Here is an 11,841-nt window from a genome sequence, read left to right as displayed (position 1 = left end):
ATGCTTAAAGAGCTCAAGTTGACCCATGTGGGACCTGCGCCTTCGATGGAACTCGAGTTTGGCGAGCGGCTGAATCTCATCACCGGTGACAATGGGTTAGGAAAGAGCTTTTTATTGGATATCGCTTGGTGGTCTCTGACCCGCAAGTGGCCTGCAGAGCTGAATAGCCGCCTGACAGTAGGTAAAAAAGTCAGGCCGCACGCAAAGCAGGAAGGCGAGATCAGCTTTTGCTTTAGCGGCAAGAGCAAGGACGAGCGTTACATCAGTAATTACCAGCCGCGCGAAGAGGCCTGGACAGGCCGCTCTGGCCGCCCGGCCAATCCCGGTCTGGTGCTTTACGCCATGAGTGATGGCAGCTTTGCAGTCTGGGACCCAGCGCGGAACTACTGGCAAACCAAGAATGATGTAGACGTCCAGGAGCGGCGCCCAGCCTTCGTGTTCAGCTCATCAGAGGTGTGGGATGGCCTGGTTGATGACGGTAGCGTGCTGTGTAATGGCCTGATCCAGGATTGGGCGACTTGGCAAAAGGAAGATGGCGAGGCCTTCAAGCTGCTGAAAAGCGTCCTCAAGGTGCTCTCTCCTAGTGCCAGGGAGGCCATGCTGCCGGGCAAGTTGGGCAAGCTGAGTCTGGATGATGTGCGGGACATTCCCACCATCACCATGCCCTACAAGCAGGATGTGCTGGTGCTGCATGCCTCCTCAGGCATGAAGCGGGTGATGGCCTTGGCTTATTTCCTCGTCTGGGCTTGGCTTGAACATCGCAAGGCGGCGGATCACCTGGGTGAGGATCCGACCCACCAGGTGGTGTTCCTGATTGATGAGGTCGAGTCCCATCTGCACCCTAGTTGGCAGCGAACTATCGTGCCGGCGCTGTTGGAGGTGATGAAGAAGCTGACAGCCCGCCCGGATGTGCAACTGATTACGGCAACCCATTCCCCGCTGATCATGGCATCGGTCGAACCGCTGTTTGCTGAGCGCAAGGACGCCTGGTTTGACCTGGACCTTGAACAGGATGAAGTGGTGCTGCGCAAGCGAACGTTTGTGCGCCAGGGCGATGCGTCCCGCTGGCTCACCAGCGAAGCTTTCGACCTTGGTAGTGCCAGATCGTTGGCCGCTGAACAGACCCTTGAGCAAGCTGCCAAGATCCTTTCTGAAGAAGTGATTGATGCTGAACTGGCCAAGAAGCTTGATGCCAAGCTGCGTACCTTGCTGGGCGATACGGATCCATTCTGGATTCGTTGGCGGTATGTGGGTGAAAAGCAGGGGTGGTTGTAATGATCCCTGTTGCTGCGCAACCAGAGCCTGCTGATTTTGATGTGAAGGTACGCCAAAAGGGCTTGACGCATCTCAAACGAAATGGAATCGCTCTGGATCGGCCTCTGCCGCCAAAAACAGAGATAGAGCCCTATTGGCGAGCCTGTTTAACAGATCTACACCAGGCTTACAGCGGTATTTGCGCATACCTGGGAGTGCATTTTGAGCGTGTGATGGGCGGTGGGAGTGTCGATCATTTCATTGCCAAGTCCGCCGATGCGGGCCTCGCCTATGAATGGAGCAACTACAGGCTGGCATGTTCGACGATGAACAGCCGCAAGCGAGAATACAGCGATGTGCTTGATCCGTTTTATCTCGCGCCGGATCTGTTTCGGTTGCAGCTTTCAACGGGGCACATTTACCCAAATCCACGTCTAGCTGCTGCACCCATGCGTTTGGTTGAGCAAACCATTGAGCGTCTTGGTTTGGACGATACGCAGTGTCGTGATATGCGCGCGAGCTGGTATCAGGATTATCTGGAGTTCGGGTTGCCAGCAGAGTATCTGAAAAAGAAATCACCTTTTGTCTGGTACGAAGCCAACCGCCAGGGATTGCTATGAAACTGATTGATTTGCTGGCCGATGAAGTCCGCGCCAGTGCCGCTTACAACTCGAACGTTCAAGCCGCGCCCAATGTCATTCTCTGGACTGACAAGTTGCGTCAGTGGGAGTCGGCATTACCCATGTTGCAGGCTGCTCTGCCGGAACTGATCGTGCTGGGCAACTATGCCCCTGAACGCAAAACAGGTCCGGCGATCTGGATTAAATGTGTGGTCGAAGGTGTCTTGCCAGATGTTGAGTTGCCAGCTGGCCGGACGCCTATTGTCTATCTACCAGGTTTTGAACGACGTGATTTGCGCGCCATTGCTGCCTGTCCTGACTCGCTCAAGCCGCTGGCTGAATTGCAGTACCGGGGCTGCTGGTGGATCTATAGCAATGCGGGGCGTGACTGGACGGTGAATGCCTTCCTGGTCTCCAGTAACGGCGGTGCCGGGCTTGATGTGGCCAAGGATGAGAAAACCCAGCAGGTCATGTTGCGTGTATTGCCCGAGATTCTCGAGAGCGAACGCGATGACTTGAGCAATCGACGCCTTGAAGCAGCGGACTTCAACAAGCTGGTCAGCAGCGATCCGGTACGTGATCTGCTCAGCTGGATGAACGACAGCCAGGCCTGTCGTGAACGCTGGGAGTCTTCCCGATGGCAAGCCTTGGTCGGTATTTGCGAAACCGAATATCACTTCAATCCAGAGCTGGATGGCGAACTCACGGCGGCTGAGCTGCTATGCCAGCGTCAGGGTGTCTGGGAGGGTGTCTGGCAACGCTTTTTGGAGTCATGCACGCATTACCCTCAGTTGCCGCAGCTGCTATTGAAGGTGCAGGCAGATTTGGCGGCCAACGGTGCCAGTTACCCTTCTATCAATGCCATTGAAGAGCAGCAGCTTGAACGTGATCTAAACGGACTGTTGCAGCTTGATCCGGCGAAAGCGCGTCTGAGCATCGTTCAGCTTGAGAGCCATCATGCGGAGCGCCGTAACTGGGTATGGCATGCCCTGGCTATGGCTCCCCTGGCAGGAGTGCTGGAACATCTGGCTGAGATCGCTAAAGCCACCACCAATACATTCTCTGGAGCAGACCCTGAGGAAATGGCGAGCCAGTATCGCGACTGCTATTGGCTTGCAGATGATCATGCGCTGCGCGCAATGGCTTATCCGCTGTCACCTGGTCAACAGGCATTGGTGCAAGGCCTATTGGATCTGATTTACACCCCCTGGCTGGACGGTGTGACACGCAACTTCCAGAACCTGGTGCGTAGTAAGGGCTATCCAGGCAATGATCAGATCAATGAAGCTACGGCGGAGTATGCCGTGGCCGGCGAGGCGGTGTTTTTTGTCGATGGCCTGCGCTTTGATACGGCGCAACGCTTAGCGGCCAAGCTGCAAGGCCTGGGCGAAATTCAGTTGGACTCGAACTGGGCAGCATTGCCTTCGGTAACGGCTACAGCCAAGGCGGCAGTAACGCCGGTGCATGCTCGGCTGACCGGCCGACTAACAGACCGGGATTTTGAACCGAGCCTCGCGGATGATGACAAGGACTTTTCCTCGCACTACCTGCGCAAGTTCCTCGACGAGAAAGGCTGGCAGTATCTGGAAGAGGGGGAGTCAGGTGACCCTGCCTCGAATGCCTGGTTGCAAAGTGGTGACATTGATAAGGAAGGCCATGTTAAGGGCCTGAAGCTCGCAGCACGCATCGATACCTTACTCGACGAGGTCGTCGAGCGTGCAGAGGAACTGATCGCTGCGGGTTGGCGCAAGATTCGAATTGTGACTGACCATGGTTGGATACTGACTCCCCGGCCTATGGCGAAAGTGGACTTGCCCAAGCATCTGACCGAAACGCGCTGGGGCCGTTGTGCGGTGATCAAGGATTCTGTGGATTCGGGCTATCAGCAAGTGGGCTGGTATTGGAATAGTGCCGTCAGCATCGCCATGGCGCCTGGCGTTTGCAGCTTCAAGGCCGGTCAAAACTATGACCACGGTGGCCTGAGCTTGCAGGAGTGCATGACGCCGGTGATTCAGATACGCAATACCAAGGCGGTCACGGCCGTATCTGCGTTGACCGCGACTCTGTCAGATATTCGCTGGTTGGGCCTGACCTGCAAGATTCAGGCTGAAACTACGGCTGAGGGCGTATTGGCAGTGCTGAGGACTCACCCAGCCGATCCAGATTCTGAAATCACCAAACGCAAGCCGCTAAAAGACGGCAAATGCAGCTTGATGGCTGATGACCAGTTTGAGGGCTGCTCAGCGGTGCTGGTGCTGCTGGATGATCAAGGTAATGTGCTGGCGAAGAAGCCGACACTGGTAGGAGACGAATAAGTGGAAATGGATACGCTGGACCACAAGGCCGCAGCAGCATTTGAGGGTTACCTGGTCCGCAAGGATCTGGTGCGAACCTTTGCCCGCCAGTTTCCGGTACCGACCTATGTGGTCGAATTTATGCTGGGCCGCTATTGCGCCTCGACCGACCCTCAAGAGATTGAAGAGGGGCTTGAGATTGTGCAGCGTCAGCTGGCCTCTCGCACTGTGCGCGCCGGCGAGGAGGAGCTATTCAAAGCTCGGGCCTACAAGGATGGTTCGGCCAAGCTGATCGATATTGTCAGCGTGCGGTTCGTGGAAAAAGAGGGTGGTTACCTGGCCAGTCTGCCAAGCCTAAACCTCAATCGGGTCCGCATCCCCGACAAGATTGTCGATGACAATGAGCGGCTGTTGACCGGTGGCTTTTATGCCGAGGTCACTCTGGAATACGACAGTGTGATTGCTGAAGAGAAGGGCAACGCCTTTGGCATCTCGGAGCTGCGACCAATCCAGATGTCCAAGCGCAACGTGCTGGATATCCTGGCGGAGGCACGCAGTAACTTCAGCAGCGATGAGTGGCGCGACTTTCTGGTGCGGTCCATCGGTCTGGAATCCAATGCACTGACCCAGCGTGCCAAGGATGCCATCCTGCTTCGGATGGTGCCCTTCGTGGAGCGCAACTACAACATGGTCGAGCTGGGGCCGCGTGGTACTGGTAAGAGTCACCTGTTCCAGCAGGTATCGCCTTATGCGCACCTGATTTCGGGCGGCAAGGCGACCATTGCCAAGATGTTCGTCAACAACGCCAGCGGGCAGCGCGGTCTGGTCTGCCAGTACGATGTGGTCTGTTTTGACGAGGTTAGCGGGATCTCCTTCGATACCAAGGAAGGGATCAACATTATGAAGGGCTACATGGAGTCCGGTGAGTTCAGCCGTGGCAAGGAAAGCATCCGTGCTGATGGCTCCATGGTGTTTGTTGGCAACTTCGACGTGGATGTTGAGCACCAGCAACGTGTTGGCCACCTCTTTGGCCCACTGCCCGCCGAGATGCGCGACGATACGGCATGGATGGATCGCATCCACTGTTACCTCCCAGGCTGGGATGTGCCGAAGATGAACAAGGATCTGACCACGGACCACTTTGGTTTGGTTAGTGACTTCTTCTCGGAATGCATGAGCCGACTTAGATTCGAGAGCCGCGTGTCAGCGATGCAAAACCGCGTTCACCTGGGCGGTGCCCTTAGCGGCCGTGATACGAATGCCGTTAACAAAACGGTTTCTGGTCTGCTCAAACTGATGTACCCCAACCAGGATATGCCCGTCTCCGACGAGGATCTGGAGTGGGCAACCCGTTTGGGCCTTGAAGTGCGCCGCCGCGTAAAAGAGCAGCAGAAGCGGGTAGGGGCTGCCGAGTTCCGTAACACCCATTTCAGCTACTTCATCGGCGACGATGGCGTCGAGAAGTTTGTTGCCACGCCCGAACTCAGAGCTGACAACGAGATTGGTGACGATCCGCTGGAGCCAGGCCAGATCTGGGCTATCAGTGAAGGCGGCGCTGACATCGACGACAATGCTGGTCTGTACCGTATCGAAGTTAACGGTGGACCAGGCTCCGGGGTGAAGATTCTCAACAATCCCGCGCCGGCGGCGTTCAAGGAGTCGGTACGCTATGCCGAGCAGAACCTGTATTCACGGTCTGTTCAGCTGGTTGGCGATCGAGACCCTCGCTCTCACGAGTTCTCCATCCAGCTACGTGCATTCGATGCTGCAAAACGAGGTTCCAAGCTGGGCATGGCAGCGTTGATCGCCATGTGCAGCAGCCTGCTGAAAAAATCAGTTAAAGGCGGACTGATCGTTGTCGGCGAGATCAATTTGGGCGGCTCTATTGAGCCCATCAGCAACGCAGTAAATATCGCTGAGCTTGCGGTTGAGAAGGGCGCGAGCGCACTGCTCATGCCTGTTACGGCGAGGCGTCAGCTGTATGACCTGTCAGACGACATGGCGACCAAGATCGATATCCAGTTTTATCAGGATGCACGGGATGCGTTGTTGAAGGCGATTGTGGAATAGCTAAGCACATGGCTAATCCACGCTCTCTGGTATTCGCCCTTTATAGCCACTGGCCGGTGGTCGAGTGGCTGGTACAGCGCACTCGAGAGATTCCAGCATTTGAATCAGAGCAAGTGCTGGCGCTGATCAGTAAGGTTGATCCAGGCATGCTGCGAGACGCCCGTGAGAATGTTCTGCGAGCGCTGATCAACACCGAAATTCTTCGTGTCCTCCCAAGGGATGAACTGCTGCAGCTCAATCCCTTGGTGCTTGAATTCGTCCGTGGCCTGAACAGAGAGCATGAGCTTGGGCTATCTGCAGTGCTCCAGGCCCGAGTGCAAGGAATTCGCGATGCTACGGAGCGCTTGAATGAGGCGATCGAGGGTAATGACCTTGATCTGCTGCGTCAGTCCGCCGTCCAGCTTACTGAGTTGTTTCGCCAGATTGCCCAGCAGCTGGATCAGGATCGCCACGCCATTCTCGAAATTGCCGAGAAAGCCAAGAGCACTGAGGCCCATGTGCCTGCCGAGCGGCGTTACCGGCAGGTGCTACAGGCCTATGATGATTACATCGAGCCAATGGCGGAAATGATGGACAGCGGCCCGTCCGGCAGCTTCTACCGCCTGCTGGAGGAGGCAGAGCGGCAGATTGACTACTGCCAGGAGAAGCTCGCTGTTCAGGGGGCGCTTTACACCTTGCGTATGCTGGTACGTCAGGCCGGCTTTCAGGTCAAAGAGCTTCGTCGGCTTGGCCGGGAGGTGCTGAAGCAGTGCAGCGATACGCTTTTACCGTTGCGAGAAGAGCTCAGGCGGCATAACAGCCTGTCTGCTGCCGTCAGCCAGCTTCTTGGACAGGTGCGCAAGCGCGGCTTGTCGCGCACATTCCGACAACCAGACTTCCCTGTCTGGCGCGCAGAGCGTCCCCGGCGGGTAACGGTTGGCGATGAGGTACTCACCATCATGGCTGAGGGCCTGGCATATGAGCCTGTGAGTCAGGCCTTCCCCGATGAGGCTCCAGCTGAGTCAGCAACAGAGCTGCGGTTCGTCGATGGTGTCGAACTGCGCGAGCGCCTGGCTGCCAGTGGCTCTGTGCCTAGCTTGCTTGACTGGCTTCGGACGAACTACACCTATTTGGATGATGCCACTGTTCTGCGCCTTTACCACGAGCTTGTCAGGGAGCCTGAGTGGGAGTTCCAGCAGGACGACCAGAAACTCAGTACTGACCTTAATTGGCTGCGCGTCACTCACTACCCTCATGGAAGATCCGCACGATGAATCAAGCAGTCACACTTCATCTGGGGCGTTTGCCGAGCCTTGGCGCGCTGTTCGAGTTGTTCAATGCGGGCAAGCACCTGAATCATATTGCAGAGCCCGTTCTGTGGGCTGAGCTCGAGAAAGAGCAGGAGCAGTACCAAGAGCTGTTCGGGCGTCTTGGCTTCACACTGCGCGTGGATAGGCGCGGGTTTGCCTGGTTCCACTTCGACAATGCGAGCAGCAACGTCAGCCGCACCACACGCCAGCTGGCGCTGTTGTTCATGCTGCTGTTCGAGTTGAAGGCCGACGAGGGGATGCACCTGCACCGATTCGGTGACTGGATCATTGATCGCGCTGTGCTGGCAAAGTTGCTTGAGCGCGGTCATGACTTGCTCTTGGCTGAGGGGTTAGATGAAGAGTCGCTCGTAGGGCTGCTCGATCGCGCGTGTGCGTATGGGTTTGCTGAGTCAGCTGCAGGAGGATGGCGGCTACTGCCTGCCGTCTGGCGGTATCTGGATCATTTTGTGAAGCTGGCCGGGGAGCAGGACGGCGAGATTGAAGAGGGTGTTGATGTTAGCGAGGCCATCGAGACCACTGAAGAGGATGAGCCAGCATGATGGATTATGGATTTCAACGGCTGGTGCTGCTTAACAGTGCAGGCTACGAGCGCGCAGAGTTACCTTTGGATGCGTCTGTATCGTTGGTGGCTCCGAACAATACAGGCAAGACCAGTCTGATCAATGCCTTGCAGTTCTTGCTGATCATCGACCGGCGGCGGATGGACTTTGGTCCACACGACGTAGAACGCAGTCGGCGCTTCTATTTCCCCAACAACAGCGCCTACATCCTGCTGGAGGTGCTGCTTCCTGAGTCGGGCAGTGTGGTGCTGGGATGTGTTGGCAAGGGTGTCAGCAACGACTACGAATACTTCGCTTACCGTGGCCAACTGAACCTCGATGACTACCGGCGCGATGACGGCTGTCTGGTGGCACAACCGCAGCTGCTGAGTCATTTAGCCACTCGCGGCTTGCTCGCCCAACGCTATAGCGGTAGCGAGTTCACCAGCATGGTGTATGGCAACAGTCGGCGGGGGCGGGGAGAAAACGGTGACTTCACAATTTTCCGCCTGGAGCAGGCCCGCCACGCTGAGGTATTCCAACGGGTGCTCACCCGAACTCTGCGCTTGGACAAGCTGCAATCCAAGGAGGTGAAGGACTACCTGTTGCAGATCTTTCACCGAGATCTTTCGGACGCGGGCATCGACTTCAAGCAGGAGTGGGACAAAGCTTTCGCCGATGTAAATGCCGACCGAGAGCAGTACCAAGCTGCCCAAAAGCAGCTGGAACGGATCGGCCGCCTCGAAACGCTGTATGAGGAGCGCTTGCAGTTGCGCGGCAAGTTGTTTCACCTCCGTCCGCTGATCGATCAGGCGCTGCAGGACTGGCAGAGCTATTACCAGTCTCGCTCAGCTGACCTGCAACAGACCCGCGCCGGCATCGAGCAAGCCGAAGAGCAGCTGCAACATGACCGGGTAGAGTGGTCTGCTGCCCGTGAGCGCAGCCTGCAGACTGAGGCTGCGCTGAAGCGCGAGGGTGAGCGGCAGGCTGAACTGGAGCGCCGGTTCACGCTGATCGACCGACGCGAGACGCTGGAGCGTAGCATCGAGCATGCGCGTGCAGCCTACGAGGCCCAGGTTGCGCTCGTTGCCGGAGTACAGGGTCGAAGCCCCAATGAGATTGTTCGCGATCGCAACAGGGTTACGCAGGACGTGCAGCGGCTCAGTCGCGAAAGAGCAAGCCTGGCGGGCAACCTCTATCAGCATCTGCAGCGGGAGTTGAACGCGGAGCAGCTGGCTGCCCTGAACCGGCTGTTCGCACGGGAGGTTATGACGCTGCCGGAGAGCTGCTTCCGTCTCAACGGCGAGCAACTGCATCAAAGCCTTGAGAAATGGCTCAGCCAGGCTGGCCGCCTTGAACTGCCGGGACTGGATCTGCAGTTGGCTGACCTGCCCGACCAGCACCGTCAGCGCAGCGCTGAAGAAATCGATCAGGAGTTGTCTGACCTTCAGCGCCAGCTGGCTCAGGTCGATGAGCAGCTACAGGCTGCGGAGCAAATTCGGGCCGCTGAGGCACTCAAGCTTGAACGAGAGCATGACTACCAGCAGGCCCTGCGCGAGCTGGAAGCCTTTGACGATCTCGCCATCTTGCGCGAGCGCGGAGCTGAGCGCGAGCGATCTCTGTTGGACTGCCGGAGCGTCTTGGCTGATTTGGAGGCCAAGCTGAGAGGAGTCCAGGCCGAGGTGCAGCGTCTTCGAGAACAGCTGGATGGCATACGTAAGCAGCAGGATGAACTCGACGGCCAGCACGGGGAGATCTGTACTGGCCGCGATCGGCGCAGTGATGGTGACCCTATCTTCAGCTATCTGGCTGATCTGCCGCATCACACGTGGGTTGGGGCTGCAGAGCTGGCTATTGAGCAGTTGGCCGAGCACCTGCGAGAGTATCAGCAGGACTGCCGCCGGCTGCTGAGCCTTGAAACTGATGTACGTGGGTTGCTCGCCGAGCTGCATGCGGATGGTTTGACCAAGTTCCAGACGGCCGACGATCCTGACGAAGAGATCCGCCTGATGATCGAGTTTGGCCGGCATCTGCCCCAAGAGTTCGAGGCCATCGAGCGTAAGGCGCGCACAGCGGTGGTCAACGTCACGGCGTGCCTGCGGCAATTGCGAGGCAGCCTGAACGATTTCAAGGCCAAGATGCGCCAATTCAACCAGCTGATCGGCCGGCGTCGGTTGTCCGACCTTTCGGTATTCAAGATCGAGCCTGAAGACGAGCGGGAGCTGGTCTGGGCGATCGAGGCGCTTATCAGCACAGCGGAGCAGGTGGATTCAGGCCAGAGCTTTGAGCTGTTCGACCACGGAAGTGTGCTCGATGATGAGAGTCTCACACGGGCAAAGGCCCTGCTGATCCGAGAGGGTGATGCCCGAGGCGGTCTGGCTGTTGAGCATCTGTTTCGTCTGAGCTTCATCGTCGGTAAAGAGGGCCAGAAACCTGAGGCCTTTGCTGATATTGATGGCGCTGCCTCCAACGGCACGGTGCTGATGGCAAAGTTGGTAACGGGGCTGGCGCTACTGCACCAGATGCAGGACAAGCGCTATTCGGTTCGGGCTGCCTGCTACTTGGATGAGGCGCTGGCGCTTGATGGGCCAAACCAGACGAGCTTGATCGACACAGCTGCTGAGTTCGGTTTTGCGCTTATCTTCGCCTCTCCCGCGCCGCTGGCAACCGTTCGTTACTGCGTACCAATCACTCGCCACGGCGGACACAATCACGTCAGCCGCAAGAATTGGCAGGAGTTGGAGCCGCGCCTGGCGGGGGCTGGTGCGTGAGCCGTTCACTGGCCGATGCACTGGAAAAGCTGCTTGTTGCTGGCGGTAGGCTGGCTGCCAGCCAACTGACAGCTGCCCAGCGCGGAGCGCTGGAGGAGTTCGCTCGGAGAACCCTGGCGGTGCGGTTGTCAGTTAGTGGTCGCGGCAGTCTGTATCAGATTGCCGCCCTAGAACAGGTTCAGGCCCACCTTGCTCAGCTAAGGCCGGGACACACGGAAAATGCGGCCAGTGTGATCCCGCAGCGCGCCCTCAATATGTCGCGGAACCGTGACAGTAAAAGTGGTAGTGCGCGGCACTCGGTACAGTATCTGCTGCTTAAAGCCGTAAACGACGGGCAGTACTGGCGTGATGGCAAGGGCCAACTACTCGATGTATCGCAGCTGACGCAGACCTGCGGGGCTGCCGCTTTGGCTGTGCAGAGCGGCGATGATTGGCACACGGCTTCGCCCTTGTGGCTGATCGAGAACCAAGCCCTGTTCGACGATATCAGCTGGCTGCCCGCCGATGCGAGCGGCACCTTGTGCTACTACTCCGGACAGCTGAGCGGCCTGCTGCTGTACTGGTTGGCCAAGAGACCGCGGGCTTCACAGGTAATCCTTTTCCCCGATTACGATGGTATTGGGCTTCAGAACTTCGCTCGACTCTATGAGCTCATTGGGGGCACGTGCAAACTCTGGTTAATGCCGCATTGGCAGGAGCGGTTGAGGCTGTATGGCAATCAACGGATTTGGCAGGACAACTTAGCGAACTATCAGGATGCGGTAAGTCGACTTCGGTCGTTGGGCATGCCCAGCGAGTTGGCCGAGCTGTGTGATGCTCTGCAAGGAATGGGCTTGGCATTGGAGCAGGAGAGTGTGTTTTTACGGCGGGGAATTTCTCAGCAACCGGTGAATAAAATGCTTTCAGAAGACCTTGAACTGACCGAAATTGCTAAGTCTCGTTCAAGTGAGACAGCCCTCCCAGTCAATCTGGATGACTTATAG

At 57.3% G+C, this 11,841-nt stretch carries 8 protein-coding genes; all 8 read left to right on the top strand.

Annotated elements, in window-relative coordinates; translation table 11 throughout:
- The 8 genes from HBN63_RS18855 (at position 1) to HBN63_RS18820 (ending at position 11,841) form a co-directional block, all read left to right on the top strand.
- Positions 1-1,275 carry an ATP-binding protein gene (locus tag HBN63_RS18855; RefSeq protein ID WP_170050469.1) on the top strand — a complete coding sequence of 425 codons (1,275 nt, stop codon included), beginning with the start codon at positions 1-3 and terminating at the stop codon, positions 1,273-1,275.
- The gene (locus HBN63_RS18850) at positions 1,275-1,874 is read left to right on the top strand and encodes a hypothetical protein (protein ID WP_170050468.1); all 600 of its coding nucleotides are present in this window, start codon (positions 1,275-1,277) and stop codon (positions 1,872-1,874) included. The genes HBN63_RS18855 and HBN63_RS18850 overlap by 1 nt, the downstream gene beginning before the upstream one ends.
- Positions 1,871-4,189: a BREX-1 system phosphatase PglZ type B gene (pglZ, locus tag HBN63_RS18845; protein ID WP_170050467.1), complete on the top strand. Its 2,319-nt coding sequence runs from the start codon at positions 1,871-1,873 to the stop codon at positions 4,187-4,189. Before HBN63_RS18850 ends, pglZ begins: the two co-directional genes overlap by 4 nt.
- Positions 4,190-4,195: 6 nt before the next feature.
- A complete protein-coding gene (gene brxL, locus HBN63_RS18840) occupies positions 4,196-6,238 on the top strand; it encodes a protease Lon-related BREX system protein BrxL (protein WP_178093486.1) in 2,043 nt (680 codons plus the stop codon).
- A 113-nt stretch (positions 6,239-6,351) separates the two neighbouring features.
- Complete coding sequence (locus HBN63_RS18835; RefSeq protein ID WP_345940501.1) at positions 6,352-7,491, top strand: hypothetical protein; 1,140 nt, start codon at positions 6,352-6,354, stop codon at positions 7,489-7,491.
- The gene (locus tag HBN63_RS18830) at positions 7,488-8,087 is read left to right on the top strand and encodes a hypothetical protein (RefSeq protein WP_178093481.1); all 600 of its coding nucleotides are present in this window, start codon (positions 7,488-7,490) and stop codon (positions 8,085-8,087) included. The genes HBN63_RS18835 and HBN63_RS18830 overlap by 4 nt, the downstream gene beginning before the upstream one ends.
- Positions 8,084-10,858, top strand: coding sequence for a hypothetical protein (locus HBN63_RS18825; protein WP_239655475.1), 2,775 nt, complete (start codon positions 8,084-8,086; stop codon positions 10,856-10,858). The genes HBN63_RS18830 and HBN63_RS18825 overlap by 4 nt, the downstream gene beginning before the upstream one ends.
- The gene (locus HBN63_RS18820) at positions 10,855-11,841 is read left to right on the top strand and encodes a hypothetical protein (protein ID WP_170050465.1); all 987 of its coding nucleotides are present in this window, start codon (positions 10,855-10,857) and stop codon (positions 11,839-11,841) included. Before HBN63_RS18825 ends, HBN63_RS18820 begins: the two co-directional genes overlap by 4 nt.

Source organism: Pseudomonas sp. WS 5011 (assembly GCF_012985775.1).
In the GTDB taxonomy this organism is placed as follows: Bacteria; Pseudomonadota; Gammaproteobacteria; order Pseudomonadales; family Pseudomonadaceae; genus Aquipseudomonas; species Aquipseudomonas peli.
This window is presented reverse-complemented; position numbering and strand designations above follow the sequence as displayed.

Bases quoted from the DNA above. Each gene is read 5' to 3' on its own strand.
- HBN63_RS18855 (WP_170050469.1), top strand. From the start codon at position 1: ATGCTTAAAGAGCTCAAGTTGACCCATGTGGGACCTGCGCCTTCGATG.
- HBN63_RS18850 (WP_170050468.1), top strand. From the start codon at position 1,275: ATGATCCCTGTTGCTGCGCAACCAGAGCCTGCTGATTTTGATGTGAAG.
- pglZ (WP_170050467.1), top strand. From the start codon at position 1,871: ATGAAACTGATTGATTTGCTGGCCGATGAAGTCCGCGCCAGTGCCGCT.
- brxL (WP_178093486.1), top strand. From the start codon at position 4,196: ATGGATACGCTGGACCACAAGGCCGCAGCAGCATTTGAGGGTTACCTG.
- HBN63_RS18830 (WP_178093481.1), top strand. From the start codon at position 7,488: ATGAATCAAGCAGTCACACTTCATCTGGGGCGTTTGCCGAGCCTTGGC.
- HBN63_RS18825 (WP_239655475.1), top strand. From the start codon at position 8,084: ATGATGGATTATGGATTTCAACGGCTGGTGCTGCTTAACAGTGCAGGC.